14 protein-coding genes and 1 pseudogene are annotated in these 20,383 nt (G+C 59.1%); 2 read left to right on the plus strand and 13 right to left on the minus strand.

The genetic code is table 11. The annotated features are described in order from the left end of the window. The first annotated feature begins 37 nt into the window (after positions 1-37). Positions 38-883, plus strand: a complete 846-nt coding sequence (locus tag PCPL58_RS13320) for an amidohydrolase family protein (RefSeq protein WP_065349593.1) — start codon at positions 38-40, stop codon at positions 881-883. A 4-nt stretch (positions 884-887) separates the two neighbouring features. Here PCPL58_RS13320 and PCPL58_RS13325 read toward each other — a convergent pair whose 3' ends face one another. The 8 genes from PCPL58_RS13325 to pncA all read right to left on the minus strand — a co-directional run bounded on the left by PCPL58_RS13325 (position 888) and on the right by pncA (position 11,528). Further along, entirely contained in the window at positions 888-3,926 is a 3,039-nt protein-coding gene (locus PCPL58_RS13325; RefSeq protein WP_065349594.1) for an efflux RND transporter permease subunit, read from the minus strand. Then, positions 3,923-5,014 carry an efflux RND transporter periplasmic adaptor subunit gene (locus PCPL58_RS13330; RefSeq protein WP_065349595.1) on the minus strand — a complete coding sequence of 364 codons (1,092 nt, stop codon included), beginning with the start codon at positions 5,012-5,014 and terminating at the stop codon, positions 3,923-3,925. Before PCPL58_RS13330 ends, PCPL58_RS13325 begins: the two co-directional genes overlap by 4 nt. Further along, a complete protein-coding gene (locus tag PCPL58_RS13335; protein ID WP_083188544.1) occupies positions 5,011-6,198 on the minus strand; it encodes an efflux RND transporter periplasmic adaptor subunit in 1,188 nt (395 codons plus the stop codon). The genes PCPL58_RS13330 and PCPL58_RS13335 overlap by 4 nt, the downstream gene beginning before the upstream one ends. A 101-nt stretch (positions 6,199-6,299) precedes the next feature. Then, on the minus strand, positions 6,300-7,226 hold the full coding sequence (locus PCPL58_RS13340) for an alpha/beta fold hydrolase (protein WP_052810440.1): 927 nt from the start codon (positions 7,224-7,226) through the stop codon (positions 6,300-6,302). Positions 7,227-7,661: 435 nt separating this feature from the next. Next, positions 7,662-9,059 (minus strand): sensor histidine kinase, encoded by a 1,398-nt coding sequence (locus PCPL58_RS13345; RefSeq protein ID WP_042931051.1) that lies wholly within the window; start codon positions 9,057-9,059, stop codon positions 7,662-7,664. Continuing rightward, a complete protein-coding gene (locus PCPL58_RS13350) occupies positions 9,037-9,720 on the minus strand; it encodes a response regulator transcription factor (protein WP_003371891.1) in 684 nt (227 codons plus the stop codon). Before PCPL58_RS13350 ends, PCPL58_RS13345 begins: the two co-directional genes overlap by 23 nt. A gap of 86 nt (positions 9,721-9,806) precedes the next feature. Continuing rightward, the gene (locus tag PCPL58_RS13355; protein ID WP_044308795.1) at positions 9,807-10,742 is read right to left on the minus strand and encodes a formate/nitrite transporter family protein; all 936 of its coding nucleotides are present in this window, start codon (positions 10,740-10,742) and stop codon (positions 9,807-9,809) included. A 141-nt stretch (positions 10,743-10,883) separates the two neighbouring features. Then, positions 10,884-11,528, minus strand: coding sequence for a bifunctional nicotinamidase/pyrazinamidase (gene pncA / locus PCPL58_RS13360; RefSeq protein WP_065349597.1), 645 nt, complete (start codon positions 11,526-11,528; stop codon positions 10,884-10,886). A gap of 192 nt (positions 11,529-11,720) precedes the next feature. Here pncA and PCPL58_RS13365 point away from each other — a divergent pair. Further along, a pseudogene (locus PCPL58_RS13365) lies at positions 11,721-13,847 on the plus strand (TonB-dependent siderophore receptor). Positions 13,848-13,920: 73 nt separating this feature from the next. Here the strand turns inward: PCPL58_RS13365 and PCPL58_RS13370 are convergent. From PCPL58_RS13370 to PCPL58_RS13390, 5 genes are all read right to left on the minus strand, one after another. Beyond that, positions 13,921-15,168, minus strand: a complete 1,248-nt coding sequence (locus PCPL58_RS13370) for a cellulase family glycosylhydrolase (RefSeq protein ID WP_065349598.1) — start codon at positions 15,166-15,168, stop codon at positions 13,921-13,923. 418 nt (positions 15,169-15,586) lie between these two features. Then, complete coding sequence (locus PCPL58_RS13375) at positions 15,587-16,543, minus strand: D-2-hydroxyacid dehydrogenase family protein (protein ID WP_065349599.1); 957 nt, start codon at positions 16,541-16,543, stop codon at positions 15,587-15,589. A gap of 42 nt (positions 16,544-16,585) precedes the next feature. Next, on the minus strand, positions 16,586-17,239 hold the full coding sequence (locus tag PCPL58_RS13380) for a DUF1345 domain-containing protein (protein WP_065349600.1): 654 nt from the start codon (positions 17,237-17,239) through the stop codon (positions 16,586-16,588). Between the two features lie 151 nt (positions 17,240-17,390). Continuing rightward, positions 17,391-18,743: a glucarate dehydratase gene (gene gudD, locus PCPL58_RS13385; protein ID WP_065349601.1), complete on the minus strand. Its 1,353-nt coding sequence runs from the start codon at positions 18,741-18,743 to the stop codon at positions 17,391-17,393. Positions 18,744-18,807: 64 nt separating this feature from the next. Then, complete coding sequence (locus tag PCPL58_RS13390; protein WP_065349602.1) at positions 18,808-20,133, minus strand: MFS transporter; 1,326 nt, start codon at positions 20,131-20,133, stop codon at positions 18,808-18,810. Positions 20,134-20,383 lie beyond the last annotated feature (250 nt).

Here is a 20,383-nt window from a genome sequence, read left to right on the forward strand (position 1 = left end):
TGTTGCGGCGCCGCATTGACTTTTTGTAGACGATCCCATGACTGATTCCTGTACAACGCCCATACTGGGCATCGATGCCCACGCGCATGTCTTCAGCAAGGATTTGAGCCTGGCGTCAGGACGACGTTACAGCCCGGATTATGACGCAACGGTGCACGCCTATCTGGCCAACCTGAGCGAACACGGCCTGAGCCACGGCGTATTGGTCCAGCCCAGTATTCTGGGCACTGACAACCGGTTTCTGCTCGACGCCCTGGCGCAGGCTCCTGACCGGTTGCGCGGCGTGGCGGTGGTCGACACGGACATCAGTCGCGGTGCGTTACAGCGTATGGCCGGGCTGGGCATTGTCGGCATCCGCCTGAACCTGATCGGCAAGCCGCTGCCAGACTTCGCCGCGCCGGAATGGAAGACGCTGTTCAAGCACATCTGGACGCTCGGCTGGCATGTCGAACTGCACCGCGAGGTCGCTGACCTGCCGGCGCTGATCCGGCAGTTGCTGCCGTTTGGCTGCAAGCTGGTGATTGATCATTTCGGGCGGCCCGATGCGCGTCTTGGCGTTGACGATCCGGCGTTCCAGGCCTTGCTGGAATTGGGCCTGAGCGGGCAGCTGTGGATGAAGATTTCGGCAATCTATCGTCTGGGCGGCAGTGTCGAGCAGAACGCGACGTTTGCTCGCGCTGCATGGCCTTTGCTGCTGCAAAGCTTCGGACCGCGCCGGCTGGTATGGGGCAGCGACTGGCCGCACACCCAGCATGAGCACGCGGTCAGCTACACCGATGTGGTCGAGCAGTTCCGCGCGCTCGAATGCCCTGACCCGCTCAAGCGCATTATGTTGGTCGAGGCCCCGCAGGCACTGTTCGATTTCCTGCCTGTCGAAATCTGACCTGCTAAACGACAGGTGGCCTGATCCGATAGCTGACCATATACAGCGCCGGGAGGAAAAACAGGGTCAGCAGGGTGGCGATGGCGATGCCGCCTATCATGGCGATGGCCATCGGCCCCCAGAACACTTCGCGGGCAATCGGGATCATGCCCAGGCTCGCGGCCGCTGCGGTCAGCATAATCGGTCGGCAGCGATGTTCGGTGGCCTTGACCAACGATGTCCAGGCGCTTTCCCCTGCGGCGATGAATTCATCGATCTGCGTGACCAGAATCACCGAGTTGCGGATGATGATGCCGATCAGCGCCAGCACGCCCAGAATTGCCACGAACCCCAGCGGATAGCCGGAAATCAATAAGGCTGCGACCACGCCGATCAGGCCCAGCGGCACCACGCTGACCACCAGCAGCAGTTTTTTCACGCTGTGCAACTGGATCATCAAAAAGCTGACCACCAACAGCAGCATCAACGGTACGACCTTCAGGATCGGACCCTGTGAGCGCGCGCTGGCCTCGACTGCGCCGCCGGTGGCGACCGAGTAACGCAACGGCAGGCCGGCGCTGAAGGCATCGACGTCGGGCTTCAATTGCCTGACCAGCGCTGCCGGCTGCAGCTTGCCGAGCACGTTGGCCTTCAGGGTGATGGTCGGCAGCCTGTCACGGCGCCAGACCAGCGGCTGTTCCTGCTCATAACTGAGCGTGGCGAACGCCAGCAGCGGCACGCTCGCACCGCCAGGTGTCGGGATCTGCAGGTTGGCGAGGGTCTGCACCGAGCTGCGTTCGTCGCTGTCTGCACGTCCGACCAGGTCGATCAGATAGGTGCTGTCACGCACCTGAGTGATGGTGGTGCCACTGACCAGACTGTTGAGGATTTGCGCCACGTCTTCAGAAGACAGGCCGAACTGGCGTACCTTGTCCTGCGCGATGTCGATCTTCAGCACCTTGCCCGGCTCGTTCCAGTCATAGATGACCTGACCGATATGCGGGTTGGCATCGAGAATCGCCGCCAGCGCCATGGCCTGGCTGCGCACCTGTTCGATGTCCGGTCCGCTGACCCGGTATTGCACCGGCCAGCCCACCGGCGGCCCCATGTTCAGTGGCTGAACGTAGCCACCCACGCCGACGTAATCGTCACGAAAGCGCTGACGCAAGCGCTCGATCAGCCGGTCACGCGCTTCGCCACCCTGGCTGACGATCACCAGTTGCCCGTAGAACGGATTGCTCAATTGTTGATCCAGCGGCAGGTAAAAACGCACCGCGCCCTTGCCCACGTAAGAGCTCCAGCGCAGCACATCGGCATCCCCTTTGAGCGCCGCTTCAAAGCGGTCCATGGTCTGGCGGGTACCTTCGATGGAGCCGTTTTGCGGCATGTAGATATCCACGAGGATTTCCGGTCGGTCGGAGTCCGGGAAGAATTGGTTCTGCAGCAACCTGCCTGCAAACAACGACCCGATGAACATCAGCAACGTGATGCCGATCACCCACCCGCGGTGCTCGAGTGCCTTGACCAGCAGGCGGCTGAAACCACGCATCCAGCGCCCCGGCGCCGCATGTTGCGCCGAGGCTTTGAGGATGTGCACGCCAATCAGGGGCGCGAACAGTACCGCCACCAGCCAGGACAGCAGCAACGCCACGGCAATGACGGCAAACATGGTGAACACGTATTCGCCTGCCGAACTGGAGTTAAGGCCGATGGGCACGAAACCGGCGACCGTGACCAATGTGCCGGTCAGCATCGGGAACGCGGTCGAGGTGTAAGCGAAGGTAGCGGCCTGCGGTAATGAATCGCCGCTTTCAAGGCGGGTGACCATCATCTCGACGGTGATCATCGCGTCATCCACCAACAGCCCCAGAGCGATGATCAATGCGCCCAGCGAGATACGTTGCATGGTGATGCCGCTGTACTCCATGAACACGAAGACCAGCGCCAGCACCAGCGGGATCGAACAGGCCACGACCAGACCGGCACGAATGCCGAGGCTGATAAAGCTGACGACCAGCACAATCAGGATCGCTTCAAAGAGTGCATGGGTGAAGCCGCCGATGGCTTTTTCGACCACATCGGCCTGGCTGGAGACCAGGTGTACGTCGATGCCCAGCGGCAATTCAGTGGTCAGATCGTCGATGCGCTGCTGCAATTGGGTGCCGAATGCCTGGATGTTGCCACCTTGCTTCATGGCCACCGCAAGGCCAATGGCTGGTTGGCCATTGAAGCGGAACAGTGAGGAGGGCGGATCGGCATAACGGCGCTCGATAGTCGCCAGATCGCTGAGACGAAAGAACCGGTCGCCGAAGCGCAGATTGACGGCCTCGAGGTCTTGTTCATTGCTGAACTGCCCACTGGCCCGCACGGCAATGCGTTCCGGACCGGCCTCCATCACGCCAGCAGGCGTAACCGAGTTTTGCGCTTGCAGGCTTTGCAGCACCTGGCGTTGATCGATGCCCAGCGCCGCGAGCTTGCGGATCGAAAAATTCAGATAAATGACTTCGCGCTGGGCGCCGAGCAACTCGATCTTGCCCAGGTTGGGTACGCTGCGGATGTCGGCGCGCACTTGCTCGACGTAATGACGCAGTTGGCGGAAAGACAGGCCATCGGCGGTGAACGCGTAGATGCTGCCGAACACGTCGCCAAATTCGTCGTTGAACGCAGGGCCCTGAATGCCGCTGGGCAGCTCACTGCGCACATCGCTGATCTTCTTGCGCACCTGATACCACGCCGCAGGGATGTCGGCGCTTCGGGTTTCACTCTTGAGGAAGACGAAAAGCGTCGATTCGCCAGCCAGCGTGTAGCTTTTCACGTAATCCAGCGCGTCGATTTCTTCGAGCTTCTTTTCCAGCCGATCAGTCACCTGCTGCAGGGTATCGGGCAGCGTCGCGCCCGGCCAGCGCGCCTGTATGACCATAGTCTTGATGGCGAATGAAGGGTCTTCCTCGCGCCCCAGATTCAGGAATGACCAGCTGCCCATCAGCAATGAAACGAACATCATGTACCAGACCAGCGTGCGATGCCTGAGCCCCCAGGCCGACAGATTGAAGCGCTCCTTCACAAACTGACCTCTCGCTGCAGGCGGATCTTTTGTCCGGACTGCATGCCGTTGACGCCGGCAGTCACTACCTTTTCGCCCTCGTGCAGCTCGCCGCTGACCCTTACCGTCGAGCCCGATCTCGCCAATACCTGCACCGCTCGCGGGACCAGTGTCGATGTCGTTGGGTCGATCACCCACACCTGAGAGGAGCCGTTACGCTGCAGCACTGCGCTGCCGGGTAGCTCATGAAACGCCGGCGCGTCGCCACTGATCTCTATCGTGACGGTCGAGCCCAGGCGAAAGCTGTCCGGAGGGTTCTGCAAGGCCAGGCGGACGCGCTGAGTGCGGGTCTCGGCATTGATTTGCGGTGCAAGCTGGCGGACGTTCGCAGCCACTGAAAGCTGATCGTTCAGTTGCGAAACCACTCTGATGCGGTGGCGTTCATCCAGCGAACCGAGTGGCAAGTCGACGACCGCTTCACGGCTGTCGGGGCGCGCAAGGCTGACGACTGCCTGACCGGTCGCCATGACCTGGCCGACCTCCGCTTGCCATCCGGTAATCAGGCCATCGAACTCGGCTGACAAGCGGGTGTAGGACACATGATCACGGGCTTGCTGCACCGCCACGCGGGCCTGATTGCACAACGCTTCCTGAGTGCTCAGGTCGTTGTCCAACTGATCCATTCGCGCCCGCGAGCCGATACCGCGCTCATAGAGCTGCTGGTAGCGCGTCAACTCGTCGCGCGCCTGTTGCCAGGCGGACTGGGCCTTGCCGAGTTCCGCCTGGCGGGCGCGTAAACGGTGTTGCTGGTCGCCGGGTTCCAGTGTGGCGAGCAGATCGCCCTTGCGCACTTGATCGCCGATCTCCGCGTGCCGGGTTGCCAGTCGGCCAGCGACGCGAAACCCCAACGCCACTTCATACTGCGGCTGGATGACGCCAGCAAAGCGGCCATAAGAGGCGCTGCGCTGGTCGGCTATTTCGGTGAACAGTACCGGGCGTTCGACAACCTCGCGAAGCGGTTTTTCGCGGCAGCCCGGCAGTGCCACAATCAGAATGCAGATCAGCCAGCAGCGGGATCTCGTTCGTGGTTCTGCGCACGAGGTGCTCATTGCGCAGCTCCCGACGAGGCCAGCGAGACGGGGTTTTCGGCCGGTGCTCGCTCTGCGACCTCGACCCGTTGCCCCGGGTAGAGAAACTGCAGCCCTCGGGAAACTATTCGATCACCTTCGGACAACCCCTCTGAAACGATGACCTGACCCTGCTCGTAACGCAGCACTTTCACAGGCGTCAGCCTGACCCTGGCCTCAGCGTCCACCCGCCAGACTGCCGGTTGTCCTTGTGTGCGGCTCAAGACGGACCAAGGCAGGGCGAACGCTATTTGCGACTGCGTCTGCAAGCGAGCGCTAACCACGGAGCCCAGCGCAAGCGGTGCAGCAGCTCCCTGCAGTGCAACGCGCACCCGCAACGTGCCGTTCGCGGCGGAGACGATGGGGGTGATTTCCTTGATGATGCCGGTCAGCTGAATCTCTGGCTGGCCGAGGGGGCTGACAATCACTGCAGCACCGATCTGATCGGCGCGCAGCAGGGACTCGTACGCGGAAAATACCGCTTCGCACTCGCCATCGTGAGCGACGCTGAAAATCGCAGTGGCGGCCTGAACCACCTGACCTTCTTCGGCATAGCGCGCCGTCACGACGCCATCGGCTGCGGCGAACAGCTCGGTGTACCCGACCTGTTCACGCGCGTTCGCCTGCTGCGCCTGCAGTGCGGCGAGATCCGCCCGCGCACTGTCGAGGCCAGAGCGGGCCTTCTGGTATTCACTGAGGTTGGTATAGCCCTTGGGCAGCAGCACTTGTTGACGCTGGTAGTTTTGTTCGGCGAGGTACAGCCGCGACTGTCGCACGGCCACTTCGGCACTGGCTGACGCCAGCTCGGTCTTTTGCTCGCGCGCGTCGAGCCTGGCAAGAACCTGTCCGACCCGCACTCGATCCCCGACATCCGCATATCGCTTGATCAGCTTGCCGGAGACGCGAAACGATTGCTCAGTCACCTTGCGGGCCTGGATATCGCCCGTCAGCGTCACACTGCTGGCGACGTTCAGTAGGGCAACCGGTTGCGCGACGACTCGCACCAGCGCCTTTTCTGCGGGTTTTCCTGCAGAGCAAGCGCTGAGCGAGAGTAGCGAGATGAACCCCAGCACCACGCCGGGCTGAGTGTACAGAGAGTGCAACGGCCGGATATTTCCGGAAACACGGCAGCACGAACGCAGGAGCGTTGCAAAGGGAAAAGTCATCAACGAATAGCACTGCCCGATCAAAGAAGCCAACATCATCCATGAGTCACAGCGTCAGGCCGGAAAAGCGCAAGGGCTTCCCGGGCTCAGGCGAGCGAGCTTCAGGCCATCGCGGTGACGCTGGGCCAAACCTCCTGGGTAGCTTCAGTGCCCAGAAATGTCAGTGCGGTTCTTTGCGAGTGGTGCCACGCCGCCTTGCTTTCCAGGTCCAGAAAGTGCCCGGTGTCCGGAACGACATTGAAACTGCTTTTGGCGATGTAGTTGGAAAACATCCGCGCATCGTCAACGGTGGTGTATTCATCTTTTTCACCGTTGATGAACAGCACCGGAATGTTGATCGAGGAAAAACGCTCGACGTAGTTACTGGCGCTTAGTTGGCGAATCTGGCTGATGTGAAAGTCGATCTGGCGATATTCGTGCTCGGCAAGGCTGATCAGGTGCTTGTAGTTATAAAGTTTGAACAGGCGCGGCAGGTACTTGCCCACGGTGTCGTTGAGCAGTGAGCCGATCTTGCGCTTTTCGCGTGCGGCGAGGTAGATCTGGGCGTTGTCGATATAGTCGAGCATGGCCTCGTTGAGCACCGGCGAGAACGAACTGATGATGGCCTTTTCCACGGAAGGAGGGCATTCGGAGAGGGCCAGTAGGGCCGATACACCGCCCCAGGAGACTGACAGCAGGTGGTTTACCTGATAGAGATCAATCAGTTGCAGGAGAATGTTTACTTCATCTTCCTTGCTGACAATCATGTCGTCCGGGTTGTGCGCTCGGGATTGCCCCGAAAATGGCAGGTCGAACAGCACCAGATTGTAGTGCGGTTGCAAGTATTTGACCGTCTGCCCGAAAGAGCCAGTAGTCGACAGTGCGCCGTTGACCAGCAGAATGGTCTTGGCGTCGCTGCCTTTCCAGTAAGTCTCGGCGTACACCTTGTACTTACCGATGGTTAGAATCTTCGATTGTGCGCCCATAACAGCCTCCCAGCTAAAATTTGATCCAGCAATTAGTACAGTGTTCTCTGCTTCGGCAGCCATGCCAAAGCCTCGCCTGGTAAGTGGCGAAATCCGGTGAGTTATTATTAGGGGTGCAGCGAAAACGTTACCGCAGGAACTGTGCTTGCCCTGACATAGATAACGCAGTGCCAGCATTGCGACAAGTCACTGACGTCATAAAAATGTCTAGCTGTTCACATTGCACCTTGGCGTTTGGCCATCATCTTTTGACCAATAGACGGATTTAATCGGGGAAAAACGCCATATCGAACCTGAAAAGCGTATTTATTGGGGTGAACTTGCTGGTGCTGAAACGGTCAAGCTTGATACGGATTTGTAACATTCAGTTACATTTTTGTGCTTGGCATAATGCGCCAGATTAATATCGAAATCGCTGAAACCCTCGAGCCAGACGCTTTAATCTCGTCAAAAAGCAGGCACGATCGTGCAATCAAGGGTTTGGGAAGTGCCTGAATCTCAGGCCAGCGTATTCACTGTGCGGCATTCCAGCAGCAAGCTTGCGCCGCCGTATTCGCTGGTGCCTATTTGCAGGGTAAAACCATGCAGATTGACGATGGCGGCCACTACCGAGAGACCGAGGCCAAAACCGCTTTGCTCGGTGCCGGCTTCGCTGCGATAGAAGCGCTGGAAGACAGCGGCGCGCTCGGCGACAGGGATGCCAGGCCCGGAATCCTGTACTTCGATGCACGGCGTGGTGCCGCCTGGGGCAGGGTAGGCGCTGACTTTGACGATTCCGCCGCCAGGGGTGAACTTGATTGCGTTGCCCAGCAGGTTGGTCAGTGCTTCGAACAGCAGGGCGCGGTCGCCTACCAGCGTGGGTAACGTTTCATGCAGGTCGAGTATCAGGGTGATCTGGTCTTCTTCAGCCAGCGGCAGGTAGAAATCATGCAACTCCTGCAGCAGCGGGCGCAGTTCCAGTTCAACGAATGCCGAGCGCCGCTGGCGGTCTTCCAGCTCGGAAATGCGCAGCAGCCCGCGGAAGCGTGCCATCAGTGTGTCAGCTTCGCTGATGACCTGGGCAATCTGCGTGGCGTGGGTCGAATCGTGGGCTGACTGCTGTTGAATACGGTAAAGCTGCGCACGCAAGCGGGTCAGCGGTGTGCGCAGGTCATGGGCGATGTTGTCGCAGACGCCCTTGACCTCGTTCATGAGCTTTTCGATGCGGTCGAGCATGGCGTTGACGATTACCGCCAGCATGTCCAGTTCATCGCGCCTGTTGGAGACCGGCAGACGGCCGGCCATGTCACCGGCGATGATCGATTCGGCGCTGGCCTGGATCGCACGGATGCGTCGCAACGGTCGACGGCGCAGCAGATGCCAGCCGGCAACACCGGGAATGATGGTCAGCGAGATGCCCCACAGCAAGGCATGCAGGATCAGCGTGCTCACCGCAAACAGCGAACCGTTCTCGCGAACCAGCACCAGCCAGCGGCCGTCCGACGTGCGATTGACGATCGCATCGCAACTGCCTTGCGGCATGCCTGGATCATCCGATTCGATGCAATCGTTCAGTACATGAATCTGGCCGTCGATAGGCAGGTTTTTCGGGACGCTGGTGATAGGCCCGGCAACCGGGCGGAAGTTCTCGTCGAACAGACCGTAGGCATCCACCGAGCGGGTATCGAAGGTCATGCTGGTGGCCAGAGCGTCCACCAGGCCCTGGCCCTCGAAGCGTGAAAACAGTTGCTGGCGATGGGTAAGCGACTGGCGGGCGAGGGTGTCCAGATAGGACGTCACCTCCCAATACAGGACGCCAAGCAGAATCACACTCCAGGCTACGAACAGCGAGCTGTACAGCGCCAGTAATCGACTTGTGGATGATCGCCAGCCGTCAGACGGGTTCGGCAATGACATAGCCGGACCCTCGCACGGTCTGAATGAGCTGTGCGGTACCGGGTTGGTCGATCTTCTTGCGCAGACGGCCGATGTGTACGTCGATCAGGTTGGTGCCCGGATCGAAGTGGTAGCCCCAGACTTCCTGAAAAATCATCATTCGCGTGATGATCTGTCCGCTGTTGCGCATCAGGAACTCAAGTAGCTTGAATTCGGTGGGCAGCAGCGTCAGCGGTTCGCCGCCGCGACATGCTTCCCGGGTGATCAGGTTTAGTTCCAGGTCGGCAACCTGCAAGACCGTCTTGGCGGCACTGACCGGGTTGCTGCGTCGCAACAACACCTCGACGCGTGCGGCCATCTCATCCGACGCAAAGGGTTTTGGCAGATAGTCGTCCCCTCCGGCACGCAGGCCGCGGACGCGCTCGTCAACGTCAGAGAGTGCGCTGATCATAAGGATCGGCGTGGAAATGCCCTGGGCACGCAAGTGGGTGACGATGGTCAGACCATCCATCTCCGGCAACATGCGGTCCAGGGTAATAAGGTCATAATCGCCACTCACTGCACGCGCCAGACCATCACGGCCATTGTCGACCCAGTCCACTTCCAGCCCGTGGCTGCTGAGTTCGGTCACGATTTCCTTTGCAGTGATGGCATCGTCTTCGATTGCCAGAATTCGGGTCATGGTCCCTGCCTGAATAGGTGCGTTCAAAGAGTCATTCTGCCTTTAAAATCCGCCGCGTTTCCTGAAAGAAAGTTTAATGATAGGGATCATATTTCTCGCTTTGCCGTGGAATCCTCTTCCTTGAGCTTCTGCGCTTTCTCCAGACGACGTTTTTCTTCCTTGTTTTTGCGATCGCGCTCCATTTTCTCGGTGGTGTCTTTTTCACTGCGGATCTGCGCATGGCTGATCAACGCGAAAATAAAACTGCCACCGATAATGTTGCCCGCCAGCGTGGGGCCTGCGAACGCAAACCAGAAATCCTTCCAGCCCAGCTCACCCGCGAATACAAGATAGGATACTTCGGCCGAACCCACCACGATGTGCGTAAAGTCGCCGAGCGCCATCAGGTAAGTGATAAGCACAATGATCGCTATCTTGGCGTTTTCCATCGACGCGATCATCCAGACCATGGTCGCAATCATCCAGCCCGACACAATGCCCTTGGAAAACATCTGGCCCAGGTCGTTTTCCATGACCTTGTGGCCAATTTCCAGAAACGCCTTGTCCGTGCTGGTATCGAAAATCGGCAGGTTGAGCATGACGTAGGCCACCGTCAGCGTGCCGACCAGATTGCCGGTCAGAACCACACCCCACAGGCGCAGCAGCCGCCAGATGTTGGCCAGGTTCAGCTTGCTCATGACCGGCAGTACAGCCGTGATGGTGTTTTCCGTGAACAGTTGCTGGCGCGCCAGGATTACCGCCAGAAACCCTGCCGAATAGCCGAGGCTGCTGATCACATGACTACCGGGGATGCCTTCGAGGCGCGAGTTCAACAAACCCATCGCCATCAGCGACAGGCCCATGGTCAGCCCCGCAGCCAGTGCCGACCACCACAGCGCGGCTACGCTGCGCTCCAGTTCGTGGTCGCCCTGCATGCGAATGGTTTCGTGCAACACTGCCGCGCGGGGCGGCTGATTCTCATCGATCTCGCGCTCTTCCTCGGCGGAAAGGCCGGGGGTCTTGCCATCTACTTCGTGATCCATACAACGTCCTCAGCGCCAGTGATGAAATGGCCCGACCGGGGCAATGTCGGGCCGATGGTTCAGACAGGCGCCGCGCGCTGTCGTTCGCCAGCGGCGGGGCGTATCGAGAAATGTTTGAGCCAGTCGGCAGAATGTGTTGGTCTAGCCCAGCAGATCGGCGCTCTGCACGCGTTCGATACCCATGCCGAGCAGGGTCTTCCAGGCCTGCTCCAGCGAGCCGTTCATGTCGATGGCGCGACAGGCATCTTCGACCACAAAAGTATTGAAACCGGCACTGCGTGCATCCTGCGCCGACCAGGCGACACAGAAGTCCAGCGCCAGACCGACCACGAACAGCGTATCGATACCGCGCTCTGTCAGGTACCCGGCCAGCCCTGTACGGGTCGTGCGGTCTGCCTCCAGAAATGCCGAGTAACTGTCGATGTGCGCATTGCAGCCCTTACGCAGGACCAGTTGCGCGTGAGGCAGATCGAGGTCGGCATGCAACTGAGCACCGTGGCTGCCTTGTACGCAATGATCCGGCCACAGCGTCTGCGGACCGTAGGGCAGGGTAATGCTCTCGAACGGCAGGCGCTGCGCATGGCTGGAAGCAAAGGAAATGTGCCCGGCAGGGTGCCAGTCCTGCGTGATGACCACTTGGGAAAAGCGCGCACCCAGGCGATTGATCAGCGGCGGTAGCGAATCGCCGTCAGCCACAGCCAGTTGCCCGCCGGGCATGAAGTCGTATTGCATGTCGATCACCAGCAAGGCGCAACGAGGATCGGCAGGCTTGTGGGAAAGGGGCATCGTGGGTTCTCTGGTAAGGAGCAATGAGCGCAGTTTGCCTGTTTATCGCCACATTGGCTAAGCGTCATGTCTGGCCTGTGCAAGAGTATTTTTTGGGAATTTGTATCAGGCGTTAATACGAATCTGTACTATTCGCAAAAAAATCCTGCCGGGTCCCAAGAGGCCTGGTTTCTTGCCAAGGGCTGCACGTCGATGCGTCGTACTCTCGTTTCACTTTGCGTTATCCAGGCGATCTCTCAAGCGGCCTGGGCCGATCAGGTGGCTGGCGTCCAGCCTGCCATGGAGTTGCAGAATATCGATATCCAGGGCGCCGCCAATGCCGAAACGGCACAAGGACCGGTCGATGGTTATCGGGCCACACGGTCTGCCAGTGCAACGCGTACCGATACCTCGCTGCACGAAACCCCGCAATCGGTCAGCGTCGTGACCCGTGAAGCGGTCGAGGACATCGGTTCCACACGTTTGCAGGATGCTCTCGACTACGCGGGTGGCGTCGGGCGAGCCAACAACTTCGGCGGCCAGGGGCTGACCACCTTTACGGTGCGCGGCTTCACCACCGGCTAGTTCTATCGCAACGGCTTCCCGATCAATCGTGGTTATCCGAACATGCCGGACGCCAACACCATCGAGCGCCTTGAGGTGCTGCGCGGTCCGGCCACCACGCTCTATGGCCGTGGCGATCCGGGCGGCACCTTCAATGTGGTTTCCAAGCAGCCGTTGGCCGAGCCCTCCGTCACGCTGGGCAGTCAGCTCAATGATCAGGGCATGAAGCGCGGAACGCTGGATGCCTCGGGACCCATGGATGACGAAGGGCGTTTTACCTACCGCCTGAATGTCGTGGGCGAGGGCGGCGATACGTTCCGTGACCACGTCGAGACCGAGCGCTATGGCGTGGCGCCGGTATTGAGCTGGCAGGTCAACGACGTTACGCGGATCACCTTCGAAGGCGACTTCATGCGCAATAACGCGCCACTGGATCGTGGCCTGACTCGCTATGCCAACCAGACGGGCACGGCTTCCCGCGACACGTTCTTCGGCGAGAAGAGTGTGGGCAAGCTGCATAACGACAACAACATGGCACAACTGCGCTTCGAGCATGACCTCAACCCGGACTGGACGCTGGGCGGCGGTGTGCAGATCCTTGACGGCTCCCTGCAAGGCGATGCCATCGAGGCCAACGGGCTGGCGGCGGACGGCCGCACCCTCGGGCGCAACTTCAACTATCGCAAGCTGGAATGGACCGATCGCGATGTGCAACTGAACCTGACCGGGCATTTTTCTGCGGGCGGTTTCGAGCACACGCTGCTGACCGGTGTCGAGTACGAAGATTATGACTACAAGTCGATCATTCAACGCTCCAGCGGTGCAGTCAGTGCCTACCCGATCGACATCTTCAATCCGGTCTACGGCCAGGCTCGTCCGGCACTGACCCGAACGACAACCCACGACAAGGAAAACCTCAAGACCTGGGCTGCCTTCGTGCAGGACCAGGTGGCCCTGACCGAGCGCCTGAAGCTGCTGGGCGGTGTGCGTCTGGAGCGTTTCGAACATGATTATGATTCTTTTCTGCCCGGCACCAGCAGTTGGACTGCCAGCGATAACGCGGTCACACCGCGCCTCGGCCTGAGCTACGACCTGACCGACGACCTTGCCGTCTACGCCACGACTGCTCGCTCGTTCAAGCCCAACAGCGGTGCCAGCCGACTGGGTGGGGGGTTCAAGCCGGAGGAGGGCAAATCCTATGAGATCGGAACCAAGTGGGAGGGGCTGGACGGGCAGTTGAGTGTCGACACGGCCTTCTATCAGATCGAAAAGCGTAACGTGCTGACCACTGACCCGGTCGATTCAACGTTCAGTGTGGCGGCGGGCGAGGTGCGCAGTCGCGGCCTGGACCTTAACGTGGTCGGCAACCTGACGCCGGAGTGGCGGGTAATGGGCAGTTACGCCTACGTGGACGCCGAAGTCACCAAGGACAACACGCTACGGTCCGGTACACGGCTGATGAACATTCCCGAGCAAACCTTCAGCCTGCTCAACGTCTACGAGTTTCAGGACGGCGCCTTGCGTGGTCTGGGCCTGGGCGGCGGCGGTCGCTATGTCGACCAGCGCGCCGGACGTACAGCCAACACTTCTTTCTCGATGGACAGCTATACGGTGTTTGACCTGCTGGCCTATTACAAGGTCAACCCGCACGTGAAACTCAATCTGGACCTGAAGAATCTGTTTAACACCGACTATGGGGAAGGCTCGTTCGGCAACGTCTATGCCTATCCGGGGGCACCACGGACGGTGCAGGTGGGGATTGCCTATACGTTGTGATGCCATGTGCCGATATCGGGTTCTGATAGCGCAAGCCTGATCCTTTCAGGGGCAGGTTCAGCAGCGTGTGTCATCAGTACTGATCGGCCGTTGAAAAGCCGGCACGGTGGCGAAGTTTGCCCCCTTGGAACTGTTCCTTGCCGGGTAAAATGTCCGCTCCGGCTGCTTTGAGAGCGCTCATATTATCCCGCAGGGCATTAGTGGCGGCGTCCTTTTGCTGGAAGGTATTGGCTGCTGTCAGGTTGGCATTACCCACTTCGCCAATCTGGAATTTGTAGCCAGCCTCTTTCATTGCCTTGATCTGGTTGGCGAGTCGCGAAGAGGCTTCGCTTTCCCTGGCATACACATGAAAACTGCCAATCAGTGCAGGGTTGTCGTCGCCATTGGCAGCCTTTAATTGAACCGCAAACTTGACCAGGCCGCTTTGCGGACCCGCGGTCAGGCCACCCCCCCAATTGCTGTCCTCGACAACAATACTTCCTTTATAACCGGCATCGCGCGCAGATTTAATTAACGTGGTCTGCATGTCAGCCCATTCCTGACTTGCGCTTTTACCGCCCTGATGGAAGGTATCCAGCACAAAGCCTGTGCGACTGCCAAACCTTTTGACAATGGTACTGATGTCGGCCGAGGCCTGCTTCAACTTGTCTCCCGTCAGCACGTTTCCGCTACCCTGGTTTGCATCGTCGCGGAACGTGAACTGAACTTTTACACCCTGTTTGCCCCCTTCATTGAGCAACGCCCTGAGCTTGTCCAACTGCCTGCTATCCTGAATCTGGTCGTGCGTCATCTGAAAGCGCAAGGTTCCGCCTCCAATCGCTTTCAGGTCCTGAATCATCTTCGTGGCTGCGGCAGGTGTGGCGATATCATCAGGATTGACGTTGGCTCCCCCGCGCAAGACGGGCTCGGCAGTTTTGACCGGCTCTGAAGCGGAAATCTTGTCTTTGTCTTTGACTTTGTTATCTGGCTCGGCAGGGGCCGTATTGTCTTTGACAGTGGCGACGTCATTGAGCACGGCCTTGGTATCATCCTGACTGACACGCGTTTTTTGACTGGTAAGTAACGCCTTATCCGACGGGGAGGCTTCGCTCGCCAGTGCTTGAGCATTTCGCTTGAACAGTGCTCTGGTATAGACCGGAGAGGTTTCCGCTGCTTCAGCGGAGTGCCTGTCGGAGGGCGTGTAAGTATCGAGTTTCGCCTGCGCATTTGAAGTTGTGTCAGTCGCGCCAGCGCTCGCCGGCTGTAAGGTCCTGTCGGCCATGACAGGTTTCTCGTTAGCGGCCATGAGACTGTCATATAGCCTGGCTGAGCGGATATTCATCGGGTGTCTCAGTGATCGGTGCGAAAAGTGATTGCGCCTGGTGAAACAGGAGAATAAATCTCAAGGCAAGCGATAACGGATGGAATGACAGTATTCATATAAACACGTCGGAAACTTGATGGAGCGATTGAGCGACTGTTTCTATTTTTCTGTTGTTTATTGATACTCGGGCTCAGGGTGCAATTATATTCCGGGCATTGTCCATCGGAAGAGCAGGTTCGCCTAGATATAATTTTCAATGTTGGCAAAAACCGGAGGATTAATCCTGTGCTGACCTTTTTTGTCCGAAGCGCTAATCGTTACTGATATGCAAGTGGGGGCCTGCGGCGGGCCCCGTGACCACTCTTTACAGAGGCTGAAATCCGACGCCAGACGCAGCCTGGCATCCATAGGTTACAGCCTGATGTTGCAGGACTCGTCAGCCAAACACCCGAATCGGCGACCCCGCATGCCACGCCTGAATGTCTTCGATCATCTGCCCGTAGAAGGTCCGGTAGTTATTTTCGGTGACATAACCGATGTGCGGAGTTGCCAGTACGTTGTCCAGCGTGCGGAACGGGTGGTCGGCCGGCAGTGGTTCGATGTCGAAGACGTCCAGCGCTGCACCGGCGATTCTGCGCTGTTGCAGTGTGTCGATCAGCGCGGCCTGATCGATGATCGGGCCGCGTGACGAGTTGATCAGATAAGCCTCGGGCTTCATCCAGCTCAGCGCCTCTGCGTCAACCAGACCGCGGCTGCGATCGCTGAGCACTAGGTGCACCGACAGCACATCGGCCTGCTCGAACAGTTGCTGTTTGCTGACATGGGTGACGCCTGACTCGGCAGCCGCCTCTGGCGTCAGGTTCTGGCTCCAGGCAATGACCTTCATGCCGAATGCCTGTCCGTAGCGGGCGATCCACTTACCGATACTGCCCAGGCCGAGAATGCCCAGGGTTTTGCCATGCAGGTCGCTGCCCAGTCCGACCTGCCAATTGCCGGCACGCAACGAGTTGGCCTCGGCTACCAGGTTGCGGGTGATGCCCATGATCAGCGCCCAGGTCAGCTCCGGTGCCGCATGCTTATAGCTTTCGGTTCCGCACACGACAATGCCCCGACGCTTCGCCGCAGCGGTATCGATCGCCGCATTGCGCATTCCGCCGGTGACCAGCAGTTTCAGCGTCGGCAGTTGGCTGAGCAGCGTCGCATCGAACAGGGTTCGCTCGCGCATCACGCAAATGATGTCGAAGCCTTGCAGGCGCTGCGCCATGGTCGATGTATCGGCAGGGTAGTCATGCAGAAAGCTGATCGTGCCCACTGAGTCGAGTACGGACCAGTCCACGACATCGCTGGCGACGTTTTGCCAGTCATCGAGTACCGCTATTTTCAATAGGGTCATTGTCTGAAGGCCTCTTGATGGGATTGTTTTTCAAGGCAAACGCTAGTTGAACAGGCTGGCGGCGATGTTGATCGAAAAACCCAGAATCGCGGTGTTGAACACAAAACAGATCAACGACTGGCCGAGCACGACCTTGCGCATTTCGCGCGTCGCTACGCCAACGTCGGAGGTTTGCACCGCGACGCTGAGGGTGAACGAAAAGTACAGGAAGTCCCAGTAATCGGGGTTCTTTTCACCGCCCACAAATGCCAGTGCGGGTTCTTTGCCTTTCCAGGTGTAGAACATGCGTGCGTAATGCAGGCTGAAGATCACGCCGATCATCAGCCACGAGCCGATGACCGTCAGGCCGGTGAAGGCGTGGTGAAGCATCTTGGCGTCGTTGGAAAGGCCTTTGCTGTTGGCGATTTCAAAAATGATTGCGGCCAGGCTGGCCAGCGCCGCGACGCAGACTGTAACCAGAATGACGCCCGCGTTTTCGTCTTCCCTCATCGCAACTCGCCGAACATCGTCAGCGTCGCTGCGCAGCGTGCGGATGAAAATCATGATCAGATAAAGCCATACCCCCGTGTCCCAGTCAGTCAGCAGGCTCTGGGTCAGTGTCGAGTGAGGTATGAGCCAGGACCAGGCGATGCCTGCGGTCAGGCCGACCAGAGCGGCAAGGGTGAGGCGAGGGCGGGTGCGGGCGAGATGGCGCATGCGGTCTAATCGTTACTGGACATTACCAGACAGTAGCATGCCGCTTCGGCAAGCCAAATTCGATTAAAAAAACGGCGCGCAAGGGGGTTGCGCGCCGTGTGCCAGCCAGAGAGTGAACAGGCGGCGAGTCAACTGCGAGTGTCAGACCGATTCAACGCACCAGGCAAGGCTGCTTGTTATTGAATTTCCAGTCCGGGATCAGAAACTGCATGGCCACGGCGTCGTTACGCGCGCCCAGGCCCATGCCTTTATAGAGTTCGTGAGCCTTGGCCAACTGGTCCATGTCCAGCTCGACACCGAGCCCCGGTTTCTTAGGGACCTCGACCTTGCCACCGACGATTTGCAGTGGCGCCTTGGTCAGACGCTGGCCGTCCTGCCAGATCCAGTGCGTATCGATTGCGGTGATAGTGCCCGGTGCTGCAGCGGCGACGTGGGTGAACATCGCCAAGGAAATATCGAAATGGTTGTTGGAGTGCGATCCCCAGGTCAGGCCCCACTCGTTGCACATCTGCGCCACGCGTACCGAGCCCTGCATGGTCCAGAAGTGCGGGTCGGCCAGTGGGATATCCACTGACTGCAACTGAATGGCGTGGCCCATTTCCCGCCAGTCGGTAGCGATCATGTTGGTAGCTGTCTTGAGGCCGGTAACACGGCGGAACTCGGCCATCACTTCACGCCCGGAATAACCGTTTTCCGCGCCACACGGGTCTTCGGCGTAGGCCAGCACATGATGCTGATCGCGGCACAGGCGGATCGCTTCCTTGAGCGACCAGGCACCGTTCGGGTCCAGCGTAATGCGCGCCTCGGGGAAGCGTTCGGCGAGTGCGGTCACCGCTTCGATTTCCTGGTCGCCGCTCAGTACGCCGCCCTTGAGCTTGAAGTCCTGAAAGCCGTAACGCTGATGCGCGGCCTCGGCCAGGCGTACTACGGCCTCCGGTGTCAGTGCTTCTTCATGGCGGATGCGGAACCAGTCATTATCGGCCTCGGGTTCGCTGCGGTAGGCCAGATCGGTTTTGCGCTGGTCGCCGACATAAAACAGGTAACCGAGCATTTCGACCTGATCGCGTTGCTGACCTTCGCCCAGCAATGCGGCAACCGGTACTTCCAGATGCTGGCCGAGCAGGTCGAGGAGCGCCGCTTCCAGTGCGGTGACCGCATGAATGGCAATGCGCAGGTCGAATGTCTGCAAGCCGCGGCCACCGGCGTCCCGATCGGCAAACGCCTTGCGTGCCTCGTTGAGGATCTTCTGGTAGGTGCCGATGCTGCTGCCGACGACCAGCGATCGCGCGTCTTCCAGCGTCTGGCGAATCAGCTCGCCGCCAGGTACTTCGCCCACGCCGACATGCCCGGCATTGTCCTTGAGAATGACCACGTTGCGAGTGAAGTAGGGGCCATGTGCGCCACTCAGATTGAGCAGCATGTCGTCATGGCCCGCCACGGGCACGACCTGCATCTCGGTAATGACGGGGGTCTTGCTGGTGATATTGGATTGCTGAATATTCATGACGGGTCCTTTAAACGTAAGGCCTTGAAAATATGACCGATGAAAAAGTGGCTGCGCATGTGTGTCAGTGGGTCGCCGGCGTCTGAATGGCGGCGACCGGTGTCGCGCCAGGTTTGGGGGTGTTGCGCGCGGCGAAAACAATGATCGCGGCAATGATCGACGTGGCTGTCAGGCCATACAGCCCGCCCTGGATCGAGCCGGTGTGTTCTTCCAGCAGGCCGAAGGTAGTCGGTGCTACGAAGCCGCCGAGGTTGCCCACCGAATTGATCAGCGCGATGACCGCTGCGGCGATCCGTGCGTCCAGATAGGCCTGCGGGATCGGCCAGAACAGCGAAGAAGCCGACTTGAAACCCAGCGCTGCAAAGCAGATGGCAACGAAAGCGAAGATCGGGCTTCCGGTGGTCGACATGAACATCCCGGCAGCGGCAATCAGCAGGGCAATGGCTACCCAGGCCTGCTGGCGTTTCCATTTGGTGGACAGCGTGGCGAACACGTACATGCCGATGATCGACAGCAGCCACGGAATGGAGTTGAACATGCCGACTTCGAAGTCAGTCAGGCTGCCCATTTTGCGGATGATGCTCGGCAGCCAGAACGTCGCTGCGTAAATCGTCAGCTGGATGAAGAAGTAGATCAGGCAGAACAGAATGATCTGACCGTCCTTGAGCAGCTTGCCGATGGAAGCCTTGACCGGCGTCGCGGCTTCGCGAGCAGCCTGTTCGGCATCGATGGCGTTGACCAGCGCATCCTGTTCTTCGCGGGTCAGCCACTTGGCATCGTGCGGTTTGGAGTCCAGCCAGAACCAGACGAAGAAGCACAGACCGACCGAGAACATGCCTTCGATGAAATACATCCACTGCCAGCCTTTAAGGCCGAAACCGGTGATTTGCAGCAGCAGGCCGGACAACGGGCCCGAGATCAGCGAGGCAATGGCCGAGCCGCTGAGGAAGATGGCAATCGCCTTGCCACGCTCGACGCCAGGCAGCCAGCGGGTGAAGTAGTAGATCACGCCTGGAAAGAAGCCGGCCTCGGCCACACCGAGCAGAAAGCGCAGGATGTAGAAGTGGGTTTCGTTCTGGATGAAGGCCATGCAGGCGGCGACGATGCCCCAGGTGAGCATGATTCGCGTCAGCCAGATACGCGCACCGACTTTCTGCAGCAGGATGTTGGAAGGGACTTCGAAGAGGGCATAGCCGATGAAGAACAGTCCGGCACCCAGGCCGTAGGCTGCTGCGCCGATGCCCAGGTCATGCTCCATGTGCGAACGCACGAACCCGATGTTGACCCGGTCGATGTAGTTGACGATGAACATGATGACGAAAAGCGGCAGGACGTGACGTTTGACCTTCGATACGGCTGAATTCAGAGCCGAACCTGTGCCGTCGGCCATCCTGGAATTGGATGTGCTCACAGTTGAATCTCCCACTCGTTGTTTTTATGCGGGTATGTGCGAAGTGTGTCCTTCGCATTGTCGGTCATCATACAAGTAAATGGTGGTTGTGCAATCCCCTTGCGGTGACGATCCGCAAGATTATTAAACTCTGATCGGCTGCCGATGTGCAGGTGTGTGGGGGCTGTATGATGGTGTTAATTTAAAGTTTATGACCAGTAAATACTGGGGTTTTAGATCGTGCGTATCC

Source organism: Pseudomonas cerasi (assembly GCF_900074915.1).
GTDB classification, from domain to species: Bacteria; Pseudomonadota; Gammaproteobacteria; order Pseudomonadales; family Pseudomonadaceae; genus Aquipseudomonas; species Aquipseudomonas cerasi.